Raw genomic sequence first — 26,073 nt, 5'->3', positions numbered from 1 at the left:
GAGATAGGGATGACAGAGCTGCAGGATCACTCAGAACTTAAAGGCGCGCAACGGCCACGCACGGCGGCGCGCGTTGCAGCCATTCAGGCTCTTTTTCAGATTGAGCAGAACGAAGACAAGTCAGAAAGCGTTATTCAGCAGTTTCTGGTGCATCGTTTTGGCACCACGCTGGAGAATGACTCGTATGAGGAAGGCTACATCCCGGAGGCTGATACGCGCCTGTTCTGCGCTATTGTCAGGCAGGCCGTGGCAGAACGTGGCCCCATCCTCGAACAGCTGACGCAGACGCTGCCGGCCACATGGCCCGTAGCGCGTCTGGACCCTGTGCTGCGCGCTCTGTTTCTCGCAGCGCTTGGCGAAGCTCTTGAAGCCGAAGTACCCGCACGTGTTCTGATTAACGAATATATGGATATCGCACACGGCTTCTTCTCAGGCGACGAACCCAAGCTGGTAAACGGCGTGCTGGATACCATCATGAAGCGCCTTACAAACGCTCCGGCTGATGATGAAAAAGAAGGTGGCACCGCTGACTGACCTGCCGCAGGAATTCAGCTTCATCCATCGGCATTTTGCCGGGCTTGCAGGCCCGGCAGCGCTGGGACTGAAGGATGACGCGGCGGTGTTCACGCCTCCGGCAGGCAAAGAGCTTGTAATCGCTGCGGATGCCATGGTGGAAAATGTTCATTTTCTGCCAGACGACCCCCCGGAAACAATCGGGCGCAAGCTTCTGCGCTGCAATCTGTCCGACCTTGCTGCCATGGGAGCAACCCCTGAAGGATGGCTGCTCACGCTGGCCCGCCCTCCGGGCCTTGATGACGACTGGTTTGAAGCCTTTTGCGGCGGCCTGAAGGCTGATCAGGAATATTTTGGCCTCAGTCTGCTGGGCGGAGACACAACCTCCACCCGCGGGCCTCTGGTGCTCTCTCTGACCATTCTTGGGTCTGTTATGCAGGGGCAGGCCATCAGGCGCAGCGGAGCGCGGGCAGGGGACGGGCTCTGGGTCACAGGAACAATTGGTGACGGTGCGCTGGGTCTGCGCGCCCTGCAAGGCACACTCAACGACCCGTCAGGCTATCTGGCAAGCCGCTACAGGCTCCCTCAGCCCCGTATAGGGCTGTCTCTCTACGGGCTTGCCTCGGCCGCCATGGATGTTTCAGACGGCCTCCTGCAGGACGCCGGGCACCTTGCGCGTGAGAACGGGCTGACCGTAACAATCACCGCCAGCATGGTACCACGCTCTGAGGCTGCTATGGCCTGCGGGCCGGAATGGCTGGAAACATGCCTCACGGGCGGCGATGATTACGAAATTTTGTTTGCTGTTCCGCCAACACATGAAGAAACACTGGAACGGGCAGGGATTCTCGAAACGCCTCATGGCGCGGTTCCGGTCTCCCGGATTGGCCGCTTTGAGGAAGGCAATGCAGGTGTGACAGTGCTTGATGGTCAGGGAGAACGTCTGTCATTCGCGAAAGGCGGCTGGAGCCACCTTTAAGCGCCTGACTGTCAGGAAAGCAGCTTTTCATACATACGATGCCGCTTGTAGGGCACAGGCACAATCCGTTCAATCAGATTGCGGATGGCCATATTGGTCTCCAGAACCCAGCCGAGCTCAATCGTACGATAGGGAAGTTCCCGGCCACGCTTCATCAGTTCATCAATCAGCAGACCGGGGATAATGGCGCTCAGAGCAGTCCCAGCCAGCTTTTTCTTCACACCCAGCAAAATCACACGGGCAGAATAAAAATCGTGCATGACCAGACGCGACGCCAGCTTGACCCAACCGACCGGGGAGGGAGCGCCACCAAGGTCGCCATTCAGGTCAAAAATATTCGGGATCACCAATGCAATCGCAACAGGTTCACCCTTAAATTCAACCAGAACATATTGTTCTGGTCTCAGCACAGGTTTGAGCGCCTTGAGCAGGGATCGCATTTCAATTTCCGTGATAGGGACGTTGCCCCATGTGCCTTCCCATGCGTCGTTATAAATCGAACGCAGGATATCCGTATCTTCATCAAGATGGTCTCTGCGTAGCCCCCGGACTGTAATACCGCCCAGCCTTTCCCGCAGATTGGTGGGAATCCGGTTCGCCTGCTCTGCAGCCAGACTGGTTTCCATCCGGTAAGACAACAGATCCATCGCTTTGGAAAAGCCAGCCTCTTCAATAGATGGCCCCAGCGTGGCCGGATGCCAGCCCGTCCCAATCATGGGCGGCTCCATCTGCCCTTCGATCATGGTGCCCGACTCACCATGAGGATTCAGAGTCCAGGGTCCTCTTATCCGTTCAATTCCCTGCGCCTTCAGCCAAGCGGTGGCAGCCTCCAGCAGAGGTTTGACGCAGTCTGTCTCCAGAGCATCCAGCGCGCCGAAAAAGCCCGTTCTGGGGCCCGGTTGCTCAAGGGCAAGTGTATCAATCTGAGCGGATATTCGCCCGATGGGCTTCCCATCACGCCAGGCCAGAAAGTAACATGCGGTCCCATGACTGAAGAACGGCGACCGGCGCGGATGGAGCATATCTCTCTGCTCCATATCCAGCGGCGGAACATAGCTGGGCTGGTCGTTGTAAAGAAGGCGCGGAAGCTTGATAAAGAGCGAAAGCTGACGAGCGCCCGAGACGGCGGAAACGACGATCTGGTTCGGGGTAGTCATCGGTACTCCATCAAACTGGGCCTTGGAAACCGCAAGGTGATGCATCATTCCGACGGAATGGAAAAGGGGGAAGTGTGAACAAGGTCTCAACCAGCAGGCAGGAACTAAGGTCTATACTGATTACAGGTGCGACCGGCGGCATCGGAATGGAGCTTGCAAAACGCTATGCCAGACCGGGCCGGGTTCTCATACTCTGGGGGCGCAACAAGCAACGGCTGGATGAGATTGCAAAGCTGTGCTGCGCCCGTGGCGCTCAGGTTTCCCCGAGGCAGATTGATCTTTCCGATGGTGAGACCGCTCTCGCCGCCCTGAGGGAAGATCAGGCAAAACATGGTCTTGACCTTATTATTCTTGGGGCAGGACTCTCCGATATCAAATCCCCGGATCGGCAGACAGAGGACCCTGCCGCCGTTCTGAAGCTTGCGCTGGTCAATTATGCAACACCGGTAACGCTTGCCACGGCTGCCGCACAGAGCATGGTGACGCAGGGATACGGTAAGATTGTGCTCATTGGATCGGTGGCCGGGTTTTATGAACTGCCGTTTGCGGCGTCCTATAGCAGTTCCAAGGCAGGACTTGCCTGTTTTGCTCAGGCGGCCAATCTGGCCTGGCGGCCCAAAAATATTCAGTTAACTCTTGTGGTGCCGGGTTTTGTGGACACCCCAATGAGCCAGAGACTGGAAGGGCCACGTCCGTTTCTGGTTTCAGCCGGAAGCGCTGCCCGCAAAATCATGAAAGCGGTTAAGATGGGGCAGGCGGAGCTTGTTTTCCCATGGCAGTTCCGGGTTTTGCGGATTGCCGAACGTCTGCTCCCATCCGTCCTGCGTCAATATATTCTGCAAAGTCTGGATGTTGGGCAAAAAAAACATGCGGGGGAACAAGGCTGAGCGCATAGGTACACGCTCAGCCAGACGCGATGTCAGAAGCAATTTTTTCCTAAACTATTTCTGGAACTGAAAAACGCGACATGAGAGACCGACTGGCAAAACAGCTTTAAAAATCATGCAGACAATGACTTGACCAGAGCCGCGTTAAGAGAGATAAGACCTACACACCACACCGGGGTCCGGTGGCAGAATGGTGATGTAGCGGACTGCAAATCCGCGTACGTGGGTTCGATTCCCGCCCGGACCTCCAATTTAATCCCATCAAATTAAAATAGCGCGTATTATAACGCGACAATAAGATTTGTGGTGAATCGATTTTTAGAAACCCCCTCCCACTTATATTTATTGTGCCATAAAAAAGATTGTCGGAATTAAAATCAGGCAATCCTTGAAAGCAACCAGAAGAACTTATCTTTGTAAGTGCATGGTCGCGTGCAGAGAGTAAGTCCATCAAACGCGGTGAACCGAGTTTTTAATTGATATAAAGAGTAGGAATGCGTCCTTCATCGTGGCATGAAGTGGCAACTACTTATTTGTGCTCTAAATTCAGGCAGGAGAAACAAATGCGGCGTATTTACGGGGTTGGGATAGGCATGGCGGCCATGCTTTGCAGTTCCACTGCCTGGGCCCAGAAATATGACGGGAGTGGTTCGCCGACCTTCATCCCGCATACGCTGCAGGAAGCTCTTGCCTCTGCCTATTTGACAAACCCTACTCTGCAACAGGCACGAGCGACATTACGGGCGACAGATGAGCAGGTTCCAACGGCTCTTGCTGGCTGGCGTCCTACCGTGACCGGCACCGTCGGGCTTAGTTATTATAAGGGAGCAAACGATTATCAAGGCACGGCGGACCAGCCAGGCTATCTGCGTGTCTATGATACACCAGGATACACGGCTGGTGTCACCATCCAACAACCAATTTATAGCGGCGGAAAAACGACCGCGTCCACGCATCAGGCTGTCAACAAGGTCATGGCGGCACGCGCCAATCTGATTTCAGTGGAGCAGCAGGTTTTTAAAAACGTCGTGAACGCTTATGTCAGCGTAATTGAAGACGAGCAGCTTCTACAACTCAACATCAATAATGAACGTGTTCTGCAACAACAGTTGCGCGCGACAAATGAGCGCTTCAAAGTCGGTGAAATTACGCGGACCGACGTAGCACAGGCTGAGTCGGCTTACGCTTCCGCTAAGGCAACAAGACAGCAATCTGAAGGGACGCTTCAGACTGCGCAGGCAACCTACATGCAGATCGTAGGTATGGCTCCCCCGCCTAACCTTGTCCCGCCCCAGCCGCTAGTTCTTCCTGTTAAAAACGAGCAAACGGCAGCAGCTATGGCCGTCAAAAATAACCCTGACGTCATTAATGCACTTTTTACTGAATCCTCCCAAAAAGATGCCGTTGCCGTCGCAATGGCAGCGATCATGCCAAAAATTTCAGCGACCGCAGCATATAGCCGGCAGGTTAACCAGAGTCTGAACCATCAGCTTGATGAAAATAAGTATGCTATGCTGAACTTCAATATTCCAGTCTATCAGGGTGGCTCAGAATATGCCGCTGTCCGGCAGGCAAAACAGCAGGCGCAGGTGGCACATCGTGCTGTCGATATTCAGCGCAGGACAGTCGCGCAGGATGCTGTTTCAAACTGGCAGAAACTTGTTTCCTATCAGGCAGCGATTTCCAGTAACCGTGCTGCGATTAAAGCCGGGACGGTTGCTCTTGATGGTGTCGAACGGCAGGCCATTGTGGGGACCAGCACAACACTAGAAGTTTTGCAGCAGCAGGAAACATTGCTTCAGGCACAGGTGGCACTCGTGCAAAGCCTGAGCAATATGGTGCTTGCATCCTATAATGTGGCCTCTGCCATTGGACGCCTGACTGCTGCAGATCTGCAACTGAATGTGCCACTCTATGACGACAAAGCCTACTACAAAGCCGTGAAAGACCGGCTGTGGGGGCTGAATGACTATGCTGTGAATCAGCCTGGGCGTTAGCCGCTGAGATCTATTTTTTAGCAAACCCAGCCCTCATGAGGCTGGCATCTACTCTGAATGGCTGTTTTTTCCGCGCCCGGTAAAAACAGGAATCTAAGATGTTTCCTGCAACGGACACCGGGACTATAACCTGTCAAAGGCGGGGGCTGCACAGGCCTTCCGCCTTTTTACGTTTTCTGGTTGGATATCATGCTGAACAAGACTTTTGAGCCTGCTGAGACAGAGAAGAAACTTTACGAACTGTGGGAAAGTGAAAAGGCATTTTCGGCTGACCCGCAGAGCGGAAAAAAGTCATTCACCATCATGATTCCACCACCAAATGTGACGGGCACCCTGCATATGGGCCACGCTCTGACCATGACGTTGCAGGATACCCTGATCCGCTGGAAACGCATGCAGGGATTTGACACGCTATGGCAGCCCGGCACCGACCACGCCGGCATTGCGACCCAGATGGTTGTGGAGCGCGCTCTGGCTGCTGAAAAGACGACGCGTCAGGAATTGGGGCGTGAGGCTTTTGTGCAGCGCGTCTGGCAATGGAAAGAAGAATCTGGCGGCGAAATTACTCGTCAGCTTCGTCGGCTGGGAGCCTCTCTGGACTGGCCGCGTGAGCGCTTCACGATGGATGAAGGCCTCTCCCGTGCCGTAAAAGAAGTCTTTGTCACCCTTTACAACGAAGGACTGATTTACCGTGACAGACGTCTGGTCAACTGGGACCCCGTCTTCCGTTCCGCGATTTCTGATCTTGAAGTCGAAAGCAAGGATGTTGCGGGTAAACTTTGGTACATCCGATATCCTGTTGAAGGCAAATCGGGGGAAACCATTACCGTTGCGACCACCCGCCCAGAAACACTACTGGGGGATGCCGCCGTTGCCGTGCATCCGGATGATGAGCGCTATGCTGGTCTGGTCGGCCAGTCTGTCCGTCTGCCGCTAACAGGCCGCCTGATCCCTATTGTGGCTGATCTGCATTCTGACCCGGAAAAGGGAACGGGTGCAGTCAAAATCACCCCGGCTCATGACTTTAACGATTTTGAAGTCGGTCGCCGCCATAATCTGCCAATGCTTTCTGTTCTTGATGATCAGGCCCGGGTGGTGCTGGACGAGATTGAAGAGGAACTTACCACTGTCGATGGTCTTGCGGACCCGGCCTTTGTGAAGAGCCTTTCGGGCCTCTCCCGTGAAGACGCACGGAAAGCAATTGTCGAAGAACTGGAAAGGCTTGAGTGGCTTGAAAAAATCGAGCCACACCGTAACCAGGTGCCGCATGCGGAGCGGGGAGGGGCCGTGATTGAGCCACGCCTGACAACGCAATGGTACTGCGATGCCGGGAAGCTGGCTGGTCCTGCGATTGATGCCGTCACCAGTGGCAAAATCTCTTTTGTCCCCAAACAGTGGGAAAACACATTCTTTGCCTGGATGCGCGATATTCAGCCATGGTGCATTTCGCGGCAACTCTGGTGGGGGCACCGTATTCCCGCATGGTACGGCCCCGACGGGCATGTTTTTGTGGCGCGCGATGAAGCCGATGCGCGGACGCAGGCTGATGCCCATTATGGCCAGACCGAAGCCCTGACGCAGGACGCAGACGTTCTGGACACATGGTTCTCATCCGGGCTGTGGCCGTTTTCCACTCTGGGCTGGCCGGACAAAACGCCGGAACTGGCGCATTATTATCCGACGGATGTGCTGGTCACGGGTTTTGATATTATTTTCTTCTGGGTTGCCCGGATGATTATGATGGGCCAGCATTTTATGCATGACGTACCCTTCCGCGATATTTTCATTCATGGTCTGGTCCGGGATGAACGCGGCCAGAAAATGTCTAAAAGCAAGGGCAACGGGATTGATCCGCTTGAGCTGATTGATGCTTACGGGGCCGATGCGCTGCGCTTTACCATCTGTGCGCTGACCGGTATTGGGCGCGACGTCAAACTCGGCCGGAAAAAGGTCGAGGACTACCGCGCTTTTGTTACCAAAATCTGGAATGCCGCTCGCTTCTGCGAAATGAACGGGGTTAAAGCGCAGGACGGGTTTGATCCGCATAGCGTGACGTCTCCTCTTGGCAAATGGATTATCGCAGAAGCCTCACTCGCCATTCAGGACGCCACAAAAGCTCTGGAAGCCTATCGCTTTGATGACTATGCGCTGAGTTGCTACCGCTTTGTCTGGAACCGTTTCTGTGACTGGTTCCTTGAATTTGCCAAACCCGTTTTTGCTTCCGATGATGCCGCGGAAGCAGCCGAAATCCGTGCCGTTGCCGCTTATGTTCTCGGGACTATTCTGCGTCTGTTGCAGCCAGTCATGCCGTTTGTCACAGATGAACTCTGGACCGAATTCGGCTTTGGCAAGCAGGGCAGCCTGATCTCTCAGGCATGGCCGGAACCGGTTGTGCTGACTGGCGCAGAGGCAGCGCAGGCAGAGTGCGACCACATCATCCGGCTGATTTCTGAAATCCGGACAGTCCGTGCGGAGATGAATGTGCCGCCGTCCCAAAAAGCACCGGTCTTCCTTCAGGGTGCCGCTCCGGAAACCGTTCAGCGCGCTGAACGGTGGCAAGAAGCCATCGGACGTATGGCCCGTGTCTCACATGTTGCGCCGCAGCAAGGGGATGTGCCGCGGGGGTCCGCGCAGGCGGTTGTAGATGAAGCAACGCTGATTATCCCGCTGGAAGGGCTGATTGACATCTCAGCCGAGCAGGAACGCCTCAAAAAAGAACTCGCCAAGGTGGAAGATGAAATTGGCAAAACCGAGAAAAAACTCGGGAACGAAAATTTCGTCTCACGTGCTAAACCTGAAATCGTTCAGGAAATGCGGGACCGTCTGGAAGCCCAGCAGGGTGAAAGCATTCGGCTGAAGGCTGCACTCGCCCGTATTGCCTGAATCTGATGGTTTTCGAGGCCTGCTGCCTTCCCTGAAAAGGTCTGCGCAGGCCTCGTGCTACAAGATCGCGTAAGGAGAAACCATGTCTCAGTCTATCGTTCTTGGTGGTGGGTGCTTCTGGTGCATGGAAGCCGTTTTCCGGGATATGGCGGGAATTCTTTCCATAACGCCGGGCTATGCCGGGGGCCATTCCGCCAACCCTACCTATCAGGAAGTCTGCACCGGTCGCACCGGGCACGCAGAAGTCATCAGGCTGGAGTTTGATCCGGAAATCATCGGATATGACGATGTTCTGAGGATTTTCTTCACCTTGCATAACCCCACCACGCTGAACCGGCAGGGTGACGATATCGGCACACAATATCGTTCCGCCGTTTTCTATGCGGATGAGCCCCAGAAACAGGCGGCGCTGTCTGTCAAAGCAGAAATTGAAAACGCCAATCTCTGGGACGCACCGATTGTGACCGAGATCGTGCCGCTGGAAACGTTCTGGCCTGCGGAAGCCATGCATTTCGATTATTATGAACGCAACCCGAACACAGGCTATTGTCAGGCTGTCATCGCTCCCAAAGTCTCCAAGGCCCGCAAACTCTATGCGGCGCGCTTTAAAAACGCAGGCCCCTGAGCTACAGGCTTATTCAGAGATCGCTTCTTCAAGATAGAAGCGGTCTCCTTCTTCATCAAAATCAAACAGCTCAGCGAAACGTGCCCAGCCCACGACGGTCTGGAGCGTCTGGCGCGCGTAGTCCGGGGACATTGCTTCTTCCAGCGCATCGCGGAATCGGTCTGCATTTGTGCTGTGAGAAGGACGCTCATCCAGCACCGTGCAGATCATTTTTACCAGCGGCACATGATGAAGCAGCGCATGACTCATGATGGCTTTGCGCTCCTCAAGGTCACTCAGCACAAAATGCACACCTTCATTGGTCAGCAGGATGTCGCCATCTTCAAGTTCCGCAAGACCGAGCAGTTCCAGAGATTCGCCTAACGGGAATAGATCATCCAGTTCCAGCTGCAGTTTTTCCGCAAGCATCGGCAGATCCGCGCGACCATTGAGCGGCGGAGCCGCCAGAGCCTCCATCATCCCGATCATCATCGTGATGGAGACCAGCGGTAATGCGATGAAAGAGGGGGCTGCCTGTACCGTCTGTTTTACGCCAACAGCCAGATCGGCCTCAGAGATAATCGGGGCCCGTTGCGTCATCAGGGCATAGATGTGGTCCACAAACTGACGGAACGCAGGATCTTCCCTGTCTCGCGGGTGGGCAAAAGGAACAGCCAGCACATGCGCAATGCGACCCGGATTGGAGGAAAAAATCATAATCCGGTCACAGATCAGAACGGCTTCTTCGATATTATGTGTTACCACCAGCATGGCCTGCACCGGCAGCTTTTTTTCTGACCAGAGTTCCACGAGGTCTGTACGCAGATTTTCGGCTGTCAGAACATCCAAAGCGGAAAAAGGCTCGTCCATCAGCAGCAGATCCGGCTGCACAACCAGCGCCCTCGCAAGCCCTACGCGCTGCTGCATTCCACCGGACAGCTCTTTTGGCCAGGCATTTTCATACCCTCCAAGGCCAATCAGCTCGATGGCATTCTCCACAAGTCTGTCGCGCTCTTCCCCTGTAATGCCTTTGGCTTCCAGCCCGAGTGCAACATTTTCCTCCACCGTCATCCACGGGAAGAGAGCAAAGGACTGAAAGACCATAGCCACGCCATCAGCTGGCCCCGTCAGCGGCTCATTTTTCCAGAACACCTCGCCAGATGAAGGGGCCAGCAATCCGGCCAGAATACGCAGAAGGGTTGATTTGCCGGAGCCTGAGCGCCCCAGCAATCCAACGATTTCTCCGGAATTCAATGTCAGATTGACATCATCCAGCACCAGCAGATCGACCGCACTGTCTTTATGGTAGGACTGACTGACATGCCGTGCCTCAACCAGAACGGAGGCATGTCTGGCCGTGGAGGGAACATCAAGGGAAGGGGACGTCATGCTTCGGTCCTGTGTCAGCTCAGTTTCAGTCTGCGGTAAGCGTAGTCAGAAAGCGGGCGCCAGACCAGCCAGTTGAGGATCAGCACAAACAAAGCCATCACAACAACACCCAGTGCGACCTCGCTAATATCTCCCTCACTCGTAGCCTGCGCAATATAGGCACCAAGACCATGCGCTCTCACCGTCTCATTCCCCCATTGCGCGACTTCTGAGGCAATAGCGGCGTTCCATGCGCCACCCGCTGCCGCAAGGGCTCCCGCCAGATAGGACGGGGTGATACCCGGCAGGATGATTCTCCGCCACCAGAGCAAACCTTTAACCTCAAAATTCTGCCCGACTTCCAGCAGATTCGACGGAAAAGAGGATGCACCGCTGATCACATTGAACAGAATATACCACTGGGCGCCAAGCATCATTAAAGGCGTCAGCCAGATATCCGGCGTGAGATGGAAATAAACGATCCCCCCCACAAAAATGGGGAAAAACAGATTAGCTGGGAAAGCGGCACAATACTGCACAATCAACTGCGCCCGCTGAGCCCGTATCGGGCGCAGCCCCAGCCAGACGCCGACAGGCACCCAGATCAGTGAGGCTAGGCAGAGCATACTGATAACACGCAGCAGCGTATAAAAACCCAGAACGACGACGTGCCCGATTTGCCCGGGCGTATAAGCCGCTCTGCCGTAAACCCATGCCTGCTCAAGCGCGCACAGAAAAACCAGCCCCACCACGCCCCACCAGAGACCATCAGAAAGGCGCTGTGAAAGAACTGTCTGACTGGGCCGAAACCGTCCCTGCCTGCGGCCGAGCGGAAGAGAGCCAATTTTACGGACAAACGAGAGGAGGAGATTGATACTGCTTCTCAGAACACGAGTGCGGCGCAGCAACCGCAAGACCCAGGGTTCTGGCAGTGCTTCATCCTGCACTGCCGTCTCCAGCCGGAAGCGAGACGCCCAGACCGTCAGCGGACGAAACAACAGCTGATCGTACACAAGAATTACAGCCATCATGGCAAGAATGGCCGCCAGTATGGCGCCTATATTTTTCTGGCTGATGGCCACGCCGACATAAGAGCCGATCCCCGGCAGGAGAATTCTGGTTTGCCCTACGGTAATGACCTCTGAATACACCACCATGAACCAGCCCCCGGCCATGGACATCATGGAATTCCAGACCAGAGAGGGGACGGCGCAGGGCACTTCCAGCCGCCAGAATTTTTGCCAGCCTGTCAGACCAAAGCATCGGGCTGCTTCTTCAAGCTCTGTTGGAACACTGCGTAGAGACTGATACATGCCAAACGCCATATTCCACGCCTGAGACGTAAAAATGGTGAAAATCGCCGCCAGTTCGGCCCCCAAAACCTGCCCCGGAAACAGTCCTAGGAAAAAGGTCACCGTAAAACTCAGGAAGCCCAGAATGGGAACAGACTGGAGGATATCCAGCAAGGGCAGCAAAATCTGCGCGGCACGGCGGCTTTTGGCGGCCAAGGTGGCGTAGAGAAACGTGAAAACCAGCGCTATCCCGAGGGCTACAAACATCCTCAGGGTTGTTCGCAAAGCGTAGCCGGGAAGGCTCAGGATATCGAGATGAATGGGCACCTGTGCTGGAGCCGTAAGCGGCACCAGCATGTGGCGCACACTATTTCCGGCGAGTACGGCCAGCCCGACAACACCGATCAGGAGAACGGCATCCGCCAGATTCATATGCCGCAGCGGCAGGCCCGCTGACGGAGCGTGAGAGGAACGAGAGAAATCCGGTCGTCCTGCCGTCATGGCAGGCCGGTTCCTGTGCTGCCAAAGCCGCCGGCACCGCGGGCGGTTTCATCCAGACTTTCGCACTCAGCCCAGGAAACGCGCTCGACCGGAGCAATCACAGCCTGCGCAATGCGCATCCCGTGCTCCACTGTAAAAGGCGTCTCACCTGCATTCAGTACAATGACACCCACCTCACCACGATAATCTTCATCAATGGTTCCCGGGGAATTGGGCAGGACAATTCCGTGTTTCAGGGCAAGGCCTGACCGGGGCCGGACCTGCAGCTCATATCCGGGGGGAAGGGCAATGCATAGCCCGGTCGGAATAACCGTGCGCCCGCCGGGCTGGAGCGTGACGGGCTCCGCCACTGCGGCCAGCAGGTCCATCCCCGCGGCCCCTGCTGTGGCGTAAGATGGCAAAGGCAGATCCTGCCCATGGGGCAGGCGCTGCACCCGCACTGTCAGGCCGGCTTTCCGGGATTCAGATGCGGGCATCAGGCACTCCATATCTTATAGCGTATGTCACGAATTGTGCGGCTTAGAAAACCAGTCTGCAACCGTTATGGCAAGCCTGCGGGCCACGTCTTCCTTGCTCAGCCGTGGCCAGGACTCCACTGTCTCCTGTGTCATGAGAACGACCTCGTTTTCGGGGCCTCCCATGATGTCAGAGCCAGCACCGACGTTATTAGCAACAATCCAGTCACATCCCTTACGGGCAAGTTTGGCGCGTGCGTGTGCTTCAACCTTCTCGGTCTCGGCGGCAAAGCCGATCACCAGCCGGGGCCGCAACGGGGAGGGGGCAGAAAGACCCGCCAGAATGTCCGGATTAGGCACCAGTTCCAGCGGCGCAGGCACATCGTCCTTGCCTGCTTTTTTTATTTTCTGGTCCTGAACAGACGCGGGTCGCCAGTCTGCAACGGCTGCGGAGCAGATGGCGACATCAAATGACGTAGCCTCTGCGGCTTCCACAACGAGCGCGTTCATCTGCCGGGCCGTTTCACAAAAAGAGGCATTCACACCAGCCGGAGCACGCAAGGCCGTCGGGCCGCTGATAAGCCTGACCTTCGCGCCAAGATCCGCCAGTGCCTCGGCCAGAGCATAGCCCTGCTTGCCGGAAGAGCGGTTTGCAAGATAACGCACAGGGTCCAGCGGCTCATGCGTCGGCCCGGCCGTGACCAGACAGGTCCGGCCTGCCAGTGGGCCGCTTTTCTGCGCCTGGGTGCGAAAAAACGCCAGAATGGCATCCCGCACGTCAAGCGGTTCAACCATACGGCCCGGCCCATATTCTCCACAGGCCATCTCACCGGAAACAGGTCCCAGAAAGGTCACACCGCGCTCTTTAAGAATTTGGACGTTGGACCGGGTTGCCGGATGATCCCACATCCGCACGTTCATGCCGGGCGCGACCATTACCGGGGTATCCGTCGCCAGCAGGATTGTGCTGGCCAGATCATCTGACAGCCCTGCTGCCATGCGGGCAAGCATATTGGCAGACGCCGGGCAGACAACAATCAGGTCAGCGGAGCGGGACAGGGCGATATGCCCCATTTCCTGCTCCGCCGTCAGAGAAAATAAGTCCGTGTGCACCGACTGACCACTGAGAGCCTGCAATGTCAGCGGTGTTACAAATTCGCTCCCACCTCGCGTCAGCACACACCGCACCTGTATGCCCTCGGCCCGTAAGGACCGGATAAGCTCAGGGGCTTTGAACGCCGCAATGCTTCCGCTGACAATCAGAAGAACAGACCGAGGGGGGAGGGAAAACGTCATGAAAAATCAGAGACGCCAGCCAGAGTGAATGGCTGCAATCCCGCCGGAAAGGGACTGATAGCGCACGTGAGACAGGCCAGCCTCACGGAACATCTCGGCCAGTGTTTCCTGATCGGGGAAAGTGCGGATACTTTCTGCCAGATACTGATAGCTCTCCCGGTCACCTGCCACCATGCTGCCCATGGTCGGCAGGACCTTGAAAGACCATGCATCATAAACCGGCGCCAGCGCTGCGACCTGCACGCGGGAGAATTCCAGGCACATGAAGCGCCCGCCGGGACGCAGCACACGTCGGGCCTCACGGATAACGGCCATCTTGTCAGTGCAGTTTCTCAGGCCGAATGCGATGGAAACACGATCAACCGACATATCTTTGAGCGGAATCGCCTCAGCATCCACCACGGCAAAAGACAGGTCAGAAACAAAACCCCGGCTCAGCGCACGGTCCCGCCCGACAGACAGCATGCTGCTGTTGATATCGGTCATGATTGTGGGACCACCACCGCCCTGAAGCCAGCCAAAACTGATATCACCCGTGCCGCCTGCCAGATCCAGCAGGGACAGGCCGGGCTGCGGGCCAAGCTCGGTGACAAAAATACGTTTCCAGATCCGGTGAATCCCCAGAGACATCAGATCGTTCATGACGTCATACTTGCCCGCAACGCTGTCAAACACAGCACGGACGAGGGGTTTCTTCTCGTCCTTCCGGACAGAGCGGAAGCCGAAATCGGTTTCTTCCGCCTGCGGCGCAGCGGAAGAGGAGGGGGAGGGCGCAAAGCTATTGTCGGTCATGGTGTTACCCTATACCCTGCTTTGCACTCATGCCGGAACTCCCTGAAGTCGAAACCGTGATGCGTGGTATGCAGATCGCTCTGCAAGGCCATGAAATCAGCGATGTCATTCTCCGCCGCCCTGATCTGCGATGGCAGATTCCTGCGGCTTTTCGTGCCTCTGTCGCCGGGCAGACCATCACCGGCTTCCGGCGCCGCGGGAAATATATTCTTATGCGGCTGTCGAATAATCTTTCTGTCGTGCTGCATCTGGGCATGTCCGGGCGCATTCTTCTCGATTCTCCAGAAGCCCCGGCGCTGCATGAGCACGTGACCTTCATTATAGCAGATGGCCGCCGCTGCGGCTTTGTAGACCCGCGCCGCTTCGGGATGCTCGACCTCGTGCCAACAGGGCAGGAGGAACAGTATAAATTTCTGGTCAGCATGGGACCGGAGCCTCTGGACGCTAGTTTTACGGGCACCGTGCTCCACGCCGCCCTGAAAGACCGGAAATCCCCCGTTAAAACGGCACTGCTGGACCAGAAAATTGTATCCGGGCTGGGCAATATTTATGTGTGCGAAGCGCTATACCGGACGGGTATTCACCCCCAGACCCCTGCATGCACTTTAACGCTGCCAGAGACAAAGCGGCTGGTCCGGGCAATCAAGGATGTTCTGAACGAAGCCATCGCAGCCGGTGGCTCCAGCCTGAAGGATTACGTGCGTCCGGAAGGCGGGCTGGGTTACTTCCAGCATGCCTGGCGTGTTTATGGGCGAAAGGGGCAACCTTGTCCGGACTGCCCGGGACTGCCGGACTGCGCGGGCGTTGAGCAGATAACACAAGCCGGACGTTCCAGCTTTTTCTGCCCGCTGCGGCAGAAATTAAGCTAAAATTACCCTGATAAGGGGTGAAGCGGCTTGACTGTGGATACCGCTGTGGATTACAGCACCGCTACATCTTTGCAGCCACCCTGGCATTGCCGGGCTGCTACCATTTCTTTTGTGCTGGATAAAATAGAAACTCATGGCGAATATCGCTTCAGCGCGTAAGCGCATCCGGCAGACCGCAAAGCGGACTGCTCGTAACACAGCCCGCAAGTCTCGCATGCGCACCTTCATCAAGAAGGTTGAAACTGCAATTGCTGCTGGCAACCATGAAGAAGCACGTGAAGCTCTCCGCGTTGCTCAGCCGGAACTGCAGCGCGGCGTGATTAAAGGCGTTGTGCATGCAAACACGGTTGCACGCAAAATCTCCCGCCTGTCTGCTCGCGTAAAGTCTCTGGCAACCGCCTGAGGCCTTCGGGCTGTTTCAGCAGCCTTTTGAAGCATGCGTTTTGTAAAGCCGAATCATCCTGGGGTGGTTCGGCTTTATTTTTTGTGTAGCCCTCGGCATGGCATGGCAGAAATGAGGACAAGGGCACAGAGATTTTCGTTGCTCCTCCCTCGGTCGTGCTTTAATTCTAGTCGCTAGTCTCCACACCATCAGGGAAGCGTTTTTCGCTCTCCTGCGCCGCTTTTCCTGCGGCAGCGAGGCCTGCCGGAAGCCCGGCTTTCTGGTGGCCGCGCAAGCGGTCCCTTATTCGAAATTTACGCGCGGCTGGCCGCGTTAATGACCGCTCGGGAGCGTAGATGACAATCGGAGTGGACGATGACGAAAGGGCTTTCCCTCAGCTTGAGGATGGCAAGGCACTTGAGGAATCGTGGTTACAGATCTGTTCAAGGCTGAAGGGCGAAGTCGGGGAGGTTGAATACCGCACCTGGCTGACCAAAATTGCGCTGGGGCCTGTGGATGGTGATGAGATTACACTCCTCCTGCCCACCCGCTTCCTGCGTGACTGGGTGCGGAGCCAGTATGGCGACCGTCTGAGCGAACTCTGGAATCAGGTGATGCCGGCCATTCGCCGGGTGGAACTTCAGGTTGCGCGCCCCGGAGACCCGGTGGCTCCGCCGCTTGCGCTGAGCGAAGATCCCTCTGATGCGGTATCCATCGCTGAACCGGAAGAGGCTCCCCGGAGCGCGCCGGAAGTTCGTAGCGATCTTGTGACGGCACTGGATACCCGCTTCACGTTTGATACGTTTGTCGTCGGCAAACCCAACGAATTCGCTTATGCCTGCGCGCGGCGCGTGGCCGAGAAACCCTCCAGCGTCGGCTTTAACCCGCTCTTCCTGTATGGCGGTGTGGGTCTGGGTAAAACACATCTGATGCATGCCATCGGGGCAGAACTGGTGCAGCGCGGTAACGTCTCCGTTGCCTATATGTCTGCCGAAAAGTTCATGTATCGCTTTATTGCCGCCATCCGCTCTCAATCCACCATGGAGTTCAAGGAACAACTCCGGTCCGTTGATGTGCTGATGATTGATGATCTCCAGTTCCTGATCGGCAAAGACAACACGCAGGAAGAATTCTTCCATACCTTTAACGCTCTGGTTGATGCTGGTCGGCAGATTGTGGTGTCAGCCGATAAATCCCCGTCCGATCTCTCGGGGCTGGAAGATCGCCTGCGGACACGGCTGGGCTGCGGCATGGTGGCTGACATTCACGCCACCACGTTTGAACTGCGCATTTCCATTCTGGAATCAAAAGCCGCTGCGTCCGGTGTGGTCGTGCCCGCCAAGGTGCTGGAATTTCTTGCGCATAAGATCACATCCAACGTGCGTGAGCTTGAAGGCGCTCTCAACCGCCTGATCGCCCATGCCAACCTGTTTGGCCGGCCCGTTACGCTGGAAGCGACACAGGATGTCCTGCACGACATCCTCAAGGCGCACGACCGGCGCGTGACGATTGAGGAAATTCAGAAGCGGGTAGCGGAACACTGGAATATCCGCCTGACGGATATGTCTTCCGCCCGCCGCGCCAGAGCCGTCGCACGGCCCCGGCAGGTCGCCATGTATCTGGCCAAGCAGTTGACCAGCCGCTCCCTGCCGGAAATCGGCCGGAAATTCGGGAACCGTGACCATACAACCGTGATGCACGCCGTCTCCCGCGTGGCGGAACTTATGGAACGGGACCCTGCGTTTGCAGAGGATGTCGAACTGATGCGCCGGATGCTGGAAAGCTAGACCGGAGCCGCCCGTATTCCGCCGCAGGAATACGGGCATTCAGAGATTGACTGCACCGTCATGGCTGTTAGTTTTCAACAGGATAGAACCCGGCCCGCCTGAATTCCTGCGTGGGGCCGGTCATGCAGGAAAGAGGCAGAGATGAAGTTTTCAGCTGAGCGCGCAATACTGCTCAAAGCTTTGGCACACATCCAGAGTGTTGCTGAAAAGCGTAATACAATCCCCATCCTTGCGAATGTTCTGATTCAGGCCGCAGGCGGCAAGCTCAGCCTGAAGGCAACCGATATGGAAATTGAAGTGGTGGAAGAAATTCCCGCCACGATCAAACGTGACGGTGCCACCACGGTCCCGGCGTCCGTGCTGTATGAAATTGTCCGCAAACTGCCCGATAGCGTGGAAGTCGAACTGGATCAGGCGGATAGCGAAGGCCCGTTGCTGCTCCGCGCTGACCGCTATTCCACTCGCCTGAACGTGCTGAGCGTTGATGATTTCCCCTCCATGGGCACGGGTGATCTGCCGTGCCACTTCAAGGTCGGGTCCGGCGTTCTGCGCTCCCTGATCGACCGTACACGCTTCGCGATTTCCACTGAGGAAACCCGCTACTATCTGAACGGCATTTTCTTCCACGCAGCCGAGACCGAGAGCGGCAAGCTGTTACGCGCTGTTGCAACCGACGGGCATCGTCTGGCCCGCGTGGAAACAGAACTGCCTGCCGGGGCTGAGAGCATGCCGGGCGTGATCATCCCGCGTAAAACCGTCGCAGAACTGCGTAAGCTGATTGATGAAGCGCCGGAAGAAATTGAAGTCGCGCTCTCAGAAACCCGCGTGCAGTTTACAGCCGGTCCTGTGATGCTGACATCCAAGCTGATTGACGGCACATTCCCGGAATATGACCGTGTTATTCCGCTCAACAACACGCGTATCCTGCGGGTTGGCAAAAAGGATTTCTCCGATGCCGTGGCCCGTGTGGCGGCCATTAGTCAGGAGCGCTCCCGTCCGGTCAAACTCGCGCTGGAGCCCGGTCTGCTCACCTTGTCCGCCAGCAGCCCGGAGCAGGGTATGGCGACGGAAGAACTGGATAAAAGCCGGATTTCCTACGACGCGGAATCTCTGGAAATTGGCTTTCAGGCCCGTTACCTGAACGATATTACCGATCAGGTTGAAAAAGACGTCGAATTTGCATTTTCTGACAGCGCTGCACCCACCATCGTCCGCGACGTCGACAGTCCCTCGGCACTCTACGTACTGATGCCGATGCGCGTTTAAAACCCCGGCTCTTTCTCCCCCGGTGCAAACTGACAACTACGCCGGGGAGGGACGGATGCGTCTGGCAGGCTCAGCGCATGATGCTTCATGGGCCGGGCGTTTTATCGGATAGAATGTGGCGCAGCTTCTTAAACTGACCCTTTCCGAATTTCGTAATTATGAGCGTCTGGTGTGGTCACCGGATGCGTCCCTTGTTGTCATCACCGGAGAGAACGGGAGCGGCAAGACCAACCTACTGGAATCCCTCTCTCTCTTAACGCCGGGCCGCGGCTTACGGGGCGCGCCGCTGGCACAGCTAGGCCGGGACAACGCGACCAGTTGGGGCATTTCCGCGCGATTTTCCTTTGGCGAGGAGAGGCTTGAGCTTGGCACAGGCATGGCCGGAGCGGGTGACGCTGCCCGCCGTGTCTATCTGCTCAACGGCCAGCAGGTCCGTAATCGCGATGCGCTGGAGGAAACCCTCTCCGCCGTCTGGATTACACCGCAAATGGACCGGCTGTTCAGTGAGGGCGCATCGGGCAGACGGCGTTTTCTGGACCGGCTGGTCATGGCGGTAACCCCCCACCATGCCCGCGAACTTCTGGCCTATGATCGAGCCATGACGCAGCGCAACAGACTGCTTCAGACACGCTTTTCCGAAGCCTCATGGCTGGGCGGGCTGGAAGCCTCCATGGCCCGCCACGGCGCGGCAGTCGCGGCGGCCCGGCGTGAGATGGTGCAACAGCTCTGCCTGTTCGCGCAGTCCAGCCTTGGTGCCTTTCCCGCCGTGAATGTGAGGTTGCTCTGTGAGATTGCAGAACAACTGGACCATGCTCCGGCACTCGCGGTGGAAGACTGGCTGCGGGAGCAGTTTGCCGCAAACCGCCAGCAGGACAGGGAGCGTGGGCGGGCAACATTTGGTGTGCATCGCACAGATTTCAGGCTTTCTGATTTACAGACAGGTTTAGCGGCGGCGACAGCCAGCACGGGGCAGCAGAAAGCGCTTCTTATGGGCACAGTGCTCGCCCATGCCCGACTGGTAGAAGATTATCGCGGCACGCCGCCCGTGTTACTTCTGGATGAACCTCTGGTGCATCTGGACCAGAACCGGCGCGGCTCTCTGCTTGAAATCGTGAAAGATTTCCGCACGACGGTGATCCTGACGGGAACAGACGAAGCACCTTTTGAGGACTTGCGGGCACAGGCAAGCTTTGTTGCACTAAAACAGGGTAAATTTCCCGGATAAATCGGGCGACTATCCCATAAAAGAGAGCTTCCAATCTGGTCGGACTGCGCTGGCCGGAGTATAAGACAACATCAGGTCCTATTCTTCTTTTCCGGAGTACCGTTACCATTATGACAGACCTTTCTCAGCCCACACCATCCACCGGAATGGAAGAGTATGACGCCGCGTCGATCTCTGTGCTGAAAGGGCTGGATGCCGTCCGTAAGCGGCCGGGCATGTATATCGGGGATACCGATGACGGCTCGGGCCTGCACCACATGGCGTTTGAAATTATTGATAACGCTGTTGACGAAGCACAGGCAGGTTTTGCAACCCGCTGCGTTCTGACGCTTAATGCTGATGGCAGCGTGACCGTGCGGGATAATGGACGCGGCATCCCGACGGACATGCATGCAGAAGAGGGGATCAGCGCAGCGGAAGTCGTGCTGACGCGCCTGCATGCTGGCGGCAAGTTCAATCAGAACTCCTACAAGGTTTCTGGCGGCCTGCATGGCGTGGGCGCCGCTGTGGTGAACGCGCTCTCCGAAAGCATGGAAGTGCGCATCTGGCGGAACGGGCAGGAGCATATGATCCGCTTTCGGCATGGTGAGCGCGAAGGGCCACTGGAAGTTGTCGGCCCGTCTGATGCCGAACGTGGCACGCAGGTCACCTTCAAACCGAGCGGCGAAACCTTCCCGAAAACGGTTTTTGACTTTGCCATTCTGGAACGCCGCCTGCGTGAACTGGCATTTCTGAACTCCGGGCTGGAAATTGTTCTGCGCGACGCGCGCATGGAAGAACTGCGGGAAGAGGTTTTCCATTATGAAGGCGGACTTGAAGCCTTTGTGGAATGGCTGGACCGCTCCCGCACCCCCATTGTCACCCCGCCCATTACCGGCAGCATGGAAAACCCGGATAACGGCATCAAGGTTGAATTCGCGCTGAGCTGGAATGACAGCTTTCACGAGACGATGCTGTGCTTCACCAATAACATCCCCCAGCGAGACGGCGGCGCGCATCTGGCTGGGTTCCGGCAGGCGCTGACACGTATTGTCGGCAAATATGCCGAAAGCATTGCAAAGAAAGATTCCCAGTCTCTTGTGGGGGAAGATATGCGAGAGGGCCTGACGGCTGTTCTGTCCGTCAAAGTGCCTGACCCGAAATTTTCTTCACAGACCAAAGACAAACTGGTTTCTTCTGAAGTCCAGCCTGTCGTGCATGCAGCGGCTGCTGACATGATCGGCCACTGGTTTGAAACGCACCCCAAAGAAGCCAAGCTTGTTGTTGGCAAGGTGCTGGATGCTGCCTCCGCGCGTGAAGCCGCCCGTAAGGCGCGTGAACTGACCCGCCGTAAAGGGGTGCTGGATATTTCCTCGCTACCCGGCAAGCTGGCGGACTGTCAGGAACGCGATCCCTCCAAAGCTGAAATTTTCATCGTTGAGGGTGACTCCGCAGGGGGAACCGCAAAGCAGGGTAGGGACCGCCGCTTTCAGGCAATTCTTCCGCTTAAAGGCAAAATTCTCAACGTGGAACGCGCCCGTTTTGACCGTATGCTTGGCTCGGCTGAAATCGGCACACTGATTACCGCGCTCGGTACCGGCATTGGCAGGGGTGAAGCGGAGCAGGGCGGCTTCTCCGTCGAAAAACTGCGCTATCATCGCATCGTCATCATGACTGACGCTGACGTGGACGGCTCTCATATCCGCACGTTGCTGCTGACCTTCTTCTTCCGTCAGATGCCGGAACTGATTGAACGGGGCTATCTCTACATCGCTCAGCCGCCGCTTTATCGCGCCAAACGCGGCAATGAAGAACGCTATCTGAAGGACGATGCCGCACTTGAGCAGTATCTGCTGGACAAAGCTCTGAATAATGCAGCCTTTGTGTATGCCGATAGTCGGGTGGTTTCTGGCGCGGAACTGGAGGCTGATCTGCCATTTATCCGGCAGGCAGCTCAGGCTGTCTCCCGCCTGTCCAACCGGGTGCCGAACTGGATTATTGAGCAGGCAGCACTCGCTGGTGCGCTAACGTCTGATCTGGAGACACTCCAGTCGCGCATCCCCGAGCTTCAGAAACGTCTGGATGCCGCCTCTTCTGAAAATGAACGGGGCTGGAAAGCCGTCGCCAGCACGGATGGTCTCGAACTTGCCCGTAGCGTGCGGGGCGTGGGCGAAGTGTATCGGATTGACCCCATGATGCTGGCGGGGGGAGATGCCCGCTGGCTGACCAGCCAGCTAGACCGTCTGGTGCGTGAGTTTGGCACAGGCGTCAGCCTGCGGCTGGAAACTACTGATCTCCCGCTCAAAGGACCGTCTGAACTTTATACCCGGCTGCTTGCGCAGGGCCGGCGTGGTCTGGCCATCAACCGCTTTAAAGGTCTGGGCGAGATGAACGACGAACAGTTGTGGGAAACCACACTGGACCCGTCCATGCGCACCCTGCTTCAGGTCAAGGTTGGTGATGTGGAAGAAGCCGGACAGGTTTTCACCACTCTGATGGGTGATGTCGTGGAACCACGCCGTGACTTTATCGTCGGCAATGCTCTGAAAGTCGCCAATCTGGACGTGTAAGAACGCGAGCGTTCTACCTCTGACAAAATGAATAGGGAGCCGTTTGGCTCCCTATTCATTTTGCTTTCGGCTGCTAAATATTACCTGATTTGCAATGAATACGCGGGCTAAGCCGCGCCGCTACCATCCATATTGTCTGACTGGCTTGCTGGCTTGCTGGCTTGCTGGCTTGCTGGCTTCGACCGTGGGACAATTGTAAAACCAATTACAGATAAAAATGCAGACGGCTTCCACAAAAAAAATCGGGAAGAAGGCCTTAGACCTCTCCCCGATTTCCAAAATTTCTTAAGCCGAAGACTGTCTGAATTTTCAGGCCGCAGCTTTAATCATCTGATCAAGAGCACGAAACTGCTTCAGCAGGGCAGGGAGCGCCTTGATGGGCAACATGTTAGGGCCGTCGCTCGGAGCACGGTCCGGGTCTTCATGCGTTTCAATAAACAGAGCAGCGACACCAATCGCCAGAGCCGCACGGGAGAGAATAGGGGCGAATTCTCTCTGACCGCCTGAAGACCCACCCAGACCGCCAGGTTGCTGCACAGAATGCGTCGCATCATACACAACAGGATACCCGGTCTGCGCCATAATAGGCAGTCCACGCATGTCATTCACCAGCGTATTGTAACCAAAGCTGGTTCCGCGTTCACACAGCATAATCCGCTGGTTTCCGGTAGAGGCAATTTTGGCGGCGACATGCTGCATGTCCCACGGCGCAAGAAACTGACCTTTTTTAACATTTACCGCAGCCCCGGTCTGCCCTGCAGCCAGAAGAAGATCCGTCTGTCGGCACAGAAACGCCGGGATTTGCAGAATATCGACAGCCTCAGCAACCGGGGCGCATTGCTCCGGCGCATGAACGTCTGTCAGCACCGGAATATTCAGGCTGTTCCGGATATCGGCAAGAATAGCCAGACCCTCCGCCATACCAACGCCTCTGGCGCTGGACAGGCTGGTACGGTTGGCTTTGTCAAAAGAGCTTTTGTAAATCAGCCCGATGTTTGCCGCGGCACATAATTCTTTCAGCGCGACAGCCGTTTCCATGGCATGCGCCGCAGATTCAATCTGGCATGGGCCTGCGATCAGCACAAAAGGCTGATCATTACCAATGCTGAGGGACTGAAGCTGAAAATTATGAGCAGCAGCATGCGTCATGCGCGGCGGACCTTTTCAAGTGCTGCACCGATAAACCCGGAAAACAGCGGATGCGGCGCGAAGGGACGTGACTTGAGTTCCGGATGATACTGCACCGCGACAAACCACGGATGATCCGGGTACTCAACCACTTCCGGCAGGATGCCATCAGGAGACAGACCTGAGAATTTCAGTCCGGCTTTTTCAAGCTGATCCTTGTAGTGAATATTCACTTCATAACGATGGCGATGCCGTTCGCTAATGTGCGTCGTGCCATAAATTTCAGCAGCCCGTGAGCCTTCCACCAGCGTTGCCTGATAGGCACCGAGCCGCATCGTGCCGCCCAGTTCGCCCCCTTCGCTCCGGCGCAGGCGTTCGTCCCCACGCGCCCATTCTGTCATCAGACCAACCAGCGGTTCATCCGCTTCACCAAATTCGGTGGAGGAGGCATTCGGCATATCCGCAAGGTTGCGGGCACACTCGATCACAGCCATCTGCATCCCGAAGCAAATGCCAAGGAACGGAATGCCGTGTTCACGCGCATAGCGCACAGCGGCAATCTTGCCCTTGGAGCCACGCTCCCCAAAGCCACCCGGCACCAGAATCCCGTGCGCTGTAGAGAGACGCTCCAGAGCATCCGGAGATTCTTCAAGAGCTTCAGCTTCCACCCAGTCCAGCTTGACTTTTGCCCGGTGTGCAATGCCACCGTGGAGCAGGGCTTCGTTCAGAGATTTATAGCTGTCGAGCAGGGCCGTATATTTTCCAACCACGGCAATCCGGACATCGCCATCCGGACGCCGGATGGCATCGACAATTTTTTCCCAGCCAGACAGATCCGGCTCTTCCGTATGGGGAAGACCGAAATAGCGCAGCACCTCGGTATCCATGCCTTCAGCATGATAGGCGAGGGGGCAGGAATAAATCGTATCCACATCGCGGGCCGCAATCACGGCTTCCGGGCGCACGTTACAGAAATTGGCAATCTTGCGCCGCTCGGTATCCGGAATAGCGCGGTCACAGCGGCAGAGCAGGATCTGCGGCTGAATGCCGACATTCTGCAATTCTTTAACGGAATGCTGCGTGGGCTTGGTTTTCAGTTCTCCGGCGGACGGAATCCAGGGGAGCAGCGTAAGGTGCACCACCATGGTCTGGGCCGGGCCGAGGTCATTCCGAAGCTGACGAATAGCCTCAAGGAACGGAAGACTTTCAATATCCCCGACGGTGCCGCCAATTTCGACCAGCACAAAATCCACATCATCCGTATTGGCCACCACAATATCCTTGATGGCATCGGTAATGTGCGGGATCACCTGAACTGTTGCACCAAGGTAATCGCCACGGCGCTCCCGCGCGATAACGTCGGAATAGATCTTGCCCGTGGTGGTGTTGTCTTCCTTGGTCGCGTTCACACCCGTGAAGCGTTCATAATGGCCAAGGTCGAGGTCTGTTTCAGCCCCGTCATCGGTCACAAACACCTCCCCGTGCTGGTAGGGGCTCATGGTGCCGGGATCAACGTTCAGGTAGGGGTCAAGCTTGCGCAGACGGACCTTATAGCCGCGTGACTGCAGAAGGGCTGCAAGAGCCGCTGACGCGATGCCTTTCCCGAGAGAGGACACCACACCGCCGGTGATAAATACGAAACGGGTCATGAGCAGACTTCCTACACGGACAAAGCCGGGTGGGTAAAGATGGACATAGAAATTCCTCCGCAGCTTTGTGCAAGCGCAGAGGAACAAAGACACTTCCTCTCTCCGGCTCCGGGAAGGAGGGAGAGAGCAGGAAACATGTTACTGTTTGGACGGAGCCGGTAGAACCGGCGGTGCTGCGGGCTGGGCAGGTGCGGTCACAGCGGCGGGAGCCGGGGGCTGAGCCAGAATGTCATGCCCGGCACCCGTGGAAGACCCACGATTCAGAATAGCCAGCACCAGAGAAAGCAGCATGAACAACCCGGCAAGTACCGCAGTAGTGCGGGTCAGCAGATTGGCTGTACCCCGGCCGGACATGAAAGCCCCCATCCCCTGACTGCTGCCAATACCAAGGCCGCCGCCTTCACTGCGCTGGATCAGCACAGTGCCAATCAGGGCTATGGTCACGCAAATATGCAGAATCAGCAGGGCTGTAGTCATGTCGAGTTCCCGATAAA

General features: G+C 56.5%; 22 protein-coding genes and 1 tRNA gene. 14 read left to right on the top strand and 9 right to left on the bottom strand.

Annotated features, from left to right (window positions below; translation table 11 throughout):
* Nucleotides 1–9: 9 nt before the first annotated feature.
* Together nusB and thiL are read left to right on the top strand one after the other, a co-directional pair.
* Complete coding sequence (gene nusB, locus JK199_RS05885; RefSeq protein WP_086655179.1) at nucleotides 10–534, top strand: transcription antitermination factor NusB; 525 nt, start codon at nucleotides 10–12, stop codon at nucleotides 532–534.
* Nucleotides 506–1,492: a thiamine-phosphate kinase gene (thiL, locus tag JK199_RS05880; RefSeq protein WP_408742343.1), complete on the top strand. Its 987-nt coding sequence runs from the start codon at nucleotides 506–508 to the stop codon at nucleotides 1,490–1,492. Before nusB ends, thiL begins: the two co-directional genes overlap by 29 nt.
* Nucleotides 1,493–1,503: 11 nt before the next feature.
* On the opposite strand, the gene JK199_RS05875 is transcribed toward thiL, so the two are convergent.
* A complete protein-coding gene (locus JK199_RS05875) occupies nucleotides 1,504–2,649 on the bottom strand; it encodes a hypothetical protein (RefSeq protein WP_212374469.1) in 1,146 nt (381 codons plus the stop codon).
* Nucleotides 2,650–2,723: 74 nt separating this feature from the next.
* Between JK199_RS05875 and JK199_RS05870 the strand changes: the two genes are divergently transcribed.
* The 5 genes from JK199_RS05870 to msrA all read left to right on the top strand — a co-directional run bounded on the left by JK199_RS05870 (nucleotide 2,724) and on the right by msrA (nucleotide 9,041).
* Nucleotides 2,724–3,536: an SDR family NAD(P)-dependent oxidoreductase gene (locus JK199_RS05870; RefSeq protein ID WP_212374467.1), complete on the top strand. Its 813-nt coding sequence runs from the start codon at nucleotides 2,724–2,726 to the stop codon at nucleotides 3,534–3,536.
* A 176-nt stretch (nucleotides 3,537–3,712) separates the two neighbouring features.
* Nucleotides 3,713–3,786, top strand: a tRNA-Cys gene (locus JK199_RS05865).
* Nucleotides 3,787–4,099: 313 nt separating this feature from the next.
* Nucleotides 4,100–5,533 carry a TolC family outer membrane protein gene (locus tag JK199_RS05860; RefSeq protein ID WP_086655183.1) on the top strand — a complete coding sequence of 478 codons (1,434 nt, stop codon included), beginning with the start codon at nucleotides 4,100–4,102 and terminating at the stop codon, nucleotides 5,531–5,533.
* Nucleotides 5,534–5,722: 189 nt separating this feature from the next.
* The gene (locus JK199_RS05855) at nucleotides 5,723–8,416 is read left to right on the top strand and encodes a valine--tRNA ligase (protein WP_212374465.1); all 2,694 of its coding nucleotides are present in this window, start codon (nucleotides 5,723–5,725) and stop codon (nucleotides 8,414–8,416) included.
* Nucleotides 8,417–8,498: 82 nt separating this feature from the next.
* Complete coding sequence (msrA, locus tag JK199_RS05850) at nucleotides 8,499–9,041, top strand: peptide-methionine (S)-S-oxide reductase MsrA (RefSeq protein WP_212374463.1); 543 nt, start codon at nucleotides 8,499–8,501, stop codon at nucleotides 9,039–9,041.
* A 9-nt stretch (nucleotides 9,042–9,050) separates the two neighbouring features.
* Here the strand turns inward: msrA and JK199_RS05845 are convergent, their stop codons facing one another.
* From JK199_RS05845 to JK199_RS05825, 5 genes are all read right to left on the bottom strand, one after another.
* Nucleotides 9,051–10,409, bottom strand: a complete 1,359-nt coding sequence (locus JK199_RS05845) for an ABC transporter ATP-binding protein (protein ID WP_212359278.1) — start codon at nucleotides 10,407–10,409, stop codon at nucleotides 9,051–9,053.
* 14 nt (nucleotides 10,410–10,423) lie between these two features.
* Nucleotides 10,424–12,112 carry an ABC transporter permease gene (locus tag JK199_RS05840; RefSeq protein WP_408742342.1) on the bottom strand — a complete coding sequence of 563 codons (1,689 nt, stop codon included), beginning with the start codon at nucleotides 12,110–12,112 and terminating at the stop codon, nucleotides 10,424–10,426.
* Nucleotides 12,113–12,177: 65 nt separating this feature from the next.
* On the bottom strand, nucleotides 12,178–12,657 hold the full coding sequence (dut, locus tag JK199_RS05835; protein ID WP_212374459.1) for a dUTP diphosphatase: 480 nt from the start codon (nucleotides 12,655–12,657) through the stop codon (nucleotides 12,178–12,180).
* Between the two features lie 27 nt (nucleotides 12,658–12,684).
* Nucleotides 12,685–13,932, bottom strand: a complete 1,248-nt coding sequence (gene coaBC, locus JK199_RS05830; protein ID WP_212374457.1) for a bifunctional phosphopantothenoylcysteine decarboxylase/phosphopantothenate--cysteine ligase CoaBC — start codon at nucleotides 13,930–13,932, stop codon at nucleotides 12,685–12,687.
* Between the two features lie 6 nt (nucleotides 13,933–13,938).
* The gene (locus tag JK199_RS05825) at nucleotides 13,939–14,724 is read right to left on the bottom strand and encodes a class I SAM-dependent methyltransferase (RefSeq protein ID WP_212374455.1); all 786 of its coding nucleotides are present in this window, start codon (nucleotides 14,722–14,724) and stop codon (nucleotides 13,939–13,941) included.
* A gap of 29 nt (nucleotides 14,725–14,753) precedes the next feature.
* Here JK199_RS05825 and mutM point away from each other — a divergent pair, with 29 nt between their 5' ends.
* From mutM to gyrB, 7 genes are all read left to right on the top strand, one after another.
* Entirely contained in the window at nucleotides 14,754–15,593 is an 840-nt protein-coding gene (mutM, locus tag JK199_RS05820) for a bifunctional DNA-formamidopyrimidine glycosylase/DNA-(apurinic or apyrimidinic site) lyase (RefSeq protein WP_212374453.1), read from the top strand.
* A 27-nt stretch (nucleotides 15,594–15,620) separates the two neighbouring features.
* Nucleotides 15,621–15,752 carry a hypothetical protein gene (locus tag JK199_RS15955; RefSeq protein WP_256940007.1) on the top strand — a complete coding sequence of 44 codons (132 nt, stop codon included), beginning with the start codon at nucleotides 15,621–15,623 and terminating at the stop codon, nucleotides 15,750–15,752.
* Nucleotides 15,727–15,996, top strand: a complete 270-nt coding sequence (gene rpsT, locus JK199_RS05815; RefSeq protein ID WP_025826906.1) for a 30S ribosomal protein S20 — start codon at nucleotides 15,727–15,729, stop codon at nucleotides 15,994–15,996. The genes JK199_RS15955 and rpsT overlap by 26 nt, the downstream gene beginning before the upstream one ends.
* A 335-nt stretch (nucleotides 15,997–16,331) precedes the next feature.
* Nucleotides 16,332–17,762 carry a chromosomal replication initiator protein DnaA gene (gene dnaA, locus JK199_RS05810; RefSeq protein ID WP_077929927.1) on the top strand — a complete coding sequence of 477 codons (1,431 nt, stop codon included), beginning with the start codon at nucleotides 16,332–16,334 and terminating at the stop codon, nucleotides 17,760–17,762.
* 141 nt (nucleotides 17,763–17,903) lie between these two features.
* Nucleotides 17,904–19,028, top strand: coding sequence for a DNA polymerase III subunit beta (gene dnaN, locus JK199_RS05805; protein WP_025826902.1), 1,125 nt, complete (start codon nucleotides 17,904–17,906; stop codon nucleotides 19,026–19,028).
* Nucleotides 19,029–19,143: 115 nt separating this feature from the next.
* Nucleotides 19,144–20,253 (top strand): DNA replication/repair protein RecF, encoded by a 1,110-nt coding sequence (gene recF, locus JK199_RS05800; RefSeq protein WP_212374451.1) that lies wholly within the window; start codon nucleotides 19,144–19,146, stop codon nucleotides 20,251–20,253.
* A 110-nt stretch (nucleotides 20,254–20,363) separates the two neighbouring features.
* A complete protein-coding gene (gene gyrB, locus JK199_RS05795) occupies nucleotides 20,364–22,802 on the top strand; it encodes a DNA topoisomerase (ATP-hydrolyzing) subunit B (protein WP_212374449.1) in 2,439 nt (812 codons plus the stop codon).
* A gap of 309 nt (nucleotides 22,803–23,111) precedes the next feature.
* Here gyrB and kdsA read toward each other — a convergent pair whose 3' ends face one another.
* The 3 genes from kdsA to secG form a co-directional block, all read right to left on the bottom strand.
* The gene (gene kdsA / locus JK199_RS05790) at nucleotides 23,112–23,951 is read right to left on the bottom strand and encodes a 3-deoxy-8-phosphooctulonate synthase (RefSeq protein WP_212374447.1); all 840 of its coding nucleotides are present in this window, start codon (nucleotides 23,949–23,951) and stop codon (nucleotides 23,112–23,114) included.
* Nucleotides 23,948–25,579 (bottom strand): CTP synthase, encoded by a 1,632-nt coding sequence (locus tag JK199_RS05785; protein WP_212353378.1) that lies wholly within the window; start codon nucleotides 25,577–25,579, stop codon nucleotides 23,948–23,950. The genes kdsA and JK199_RS05785 overlap by 4 nt, the downstream gene beginning before the upstream one ends.
* Before the next feature lie 138 nt (nucleotides 25,580–25,717).
* Nucleotides 25,718–26,056 carry a preprotein translocase subunit SecG gene (secG, locus tag JK199_RS05780; protein WP_212374445.1) on the bottom strand — a complete coding sequence of 113 codons (339 nt, stop codon included), beginning with the start codon at nucleotides 26,054–26,056 and terminating at the stop codon, nucleotides 25,718–25,720.
* Nucleotides 26,057–26,073 lie beyond the last annotated feature (17 nt).

The sequence above is a fragment of the Acetobacter persici genome (assembly GCF_018256955.1).
In the GTDB taxonomy this organism is placed as follows: domain Bacteria; phylum Pseudomonadota; class Alphaproteobacteria; order Acetobacterales; family Acetobacteraceae; genus Acetobacter; species Acetobacter persici.
This window is presented reverse-complemented; position numbering and strand designations above follow the sequence as displayed.

What these genes read in the sequence shown, in the direction of transcription:
- JK199_RS05845 (WP_212359278.1), bottom strand. Translation starts at nt 10,409, where the DNA reads ATGACGTCCCCTTCCCTTGATGTTCCCTCCACGGCCAGACATGCCTCC.
- thiL (WP_408742343.1), top strand. Translation starts at nt 506, where the DNA reads ATGAAAAAGAAGGTGGCACCGCTGACTGACCTGCCGCAGGAATTCAGC.
- JK199_RS05860 (WP_086655183.1), top strand. Translation starts at nt 4,100, where the DNA reads ATGCGGCGTATTTACGGGGTTGGGATAGGCATGGCGGCCATGCTTTGC.
- dnaN (WP_025826902.1), top strand. Translation starts at nt 17,904, where the DNA reads ATGAAGTTTTCAGCTGAGCGCGCAATACTGCTCAAAGCTTTGGCACAC.
- coaBC (WP_212374457.1), bottom strand. Translation starts at nt 13,932, where the DNA reads ATGACGTTTTCCCTCCCCCCTCGGTCTGTTCTTCTGATTGTCAGCGGA.
- JK199_RS05825 (WP_212374455.1), bottom strand. Translation starts at nt 14,724, where the DNA reads ATGACCGACAATAGCTTTGCGCCCTCCCCCTCCTCTTCCGCTGCGCCG.
- JK199_RS05855 (WP_212374465.1), top strand. Translation starts at nt 5,723, where the DNA reads ATGCTGAACAAGACTTTTGAGCCTGCTGAGACAGAGAAGAAACTTTAC.
- dut (WP_212374459.1), bottom strand. Translation starts at nt 12,657, where the DNA reads ATGCCCGCATCTGAATCCCGGAAAGCCGGCCTGACAGTGCGGGTGCAG.
- gyrB (WP_212374449.1), top strand. Translation starts at nt 20,364, where the DNA reads ATGACAGACCTTTCTCAGCCCACACCATCCACCGGAATGGAAGAGTAT.
- dnaA (WP_077929927.1), top strand. Translation starts at nt 16,332, where the DNA reads ATGACAATCGGAGTGGACGATGACGAAAGGGCTTTCCCTCAGCTTGAG.
- kdsA (WP_212374447.1), bottom strand. Translation starts at nt 23,951, where the DNA reads ATGACGCATGCTGCTGCTCATAATTTTCAGCTTCAGTCCCTCAGCATT.
- rpsT (WP_025826906.1), top strand. Translation starts at nt 15,727, where the DNA reads ATGGCGAATATCGCTTCAGCGCGTAAGCGCATCCGGCAGACCGCAAAG.
- JK199_RS05875 (WP_212374469.1), bottom strand. Translation starts at nt 2,649, where the DNA reads ATGACTACCCCGAACCAGATCGTCGTTTCCGCCGTCTCGGGCGCTCGT.
- secG (WP_212374445.1), bottom strand. Translation starts at nt 26,056, where the DNA reads ATGACTACAGCCCTGCTGATTCTGCATATTTGCGTGACCATAGCCCTG.
- JK199_RS05840 (WP_408742342.1), bottom strand. Translation starts at nt 12,112, where the DNA reads ATGAATCTGGCGGATGCCGTTCTCCTGATCGGTGTTGTCGGGCTGGCC.
- mutM (WP_212374453.1), top strand. Translation starts at nt 14,754, where the DNA reads ATGCCGGAACTCCCTGAAGTCGAAACCGTGATGCGTGGTATGCAGATC.
- nusB (WP_086655179.1), top strand. Translation starts at nt 10, where the DNA reads ATGACAGAGCTGCAGGATCACTCAGAACTTAAAGGCGCGCAACGGCCA.
- msrA (WP_212374463.1), top strand. Translation starts at nt 8,499, where the DNA reads ATGTCTCAGTCTATCGTTCTTGGTGGTGGGTGCTTCTGGTGCATGGAA.
- JK199_RS05785 (WP_212353378.1), bottom strand. Translation starts at nt 25,579, where the DNA reads ATGACCCGTTTCGTATTTATCACCGGCGGTGTGGTGTCCTCTCTCGGG.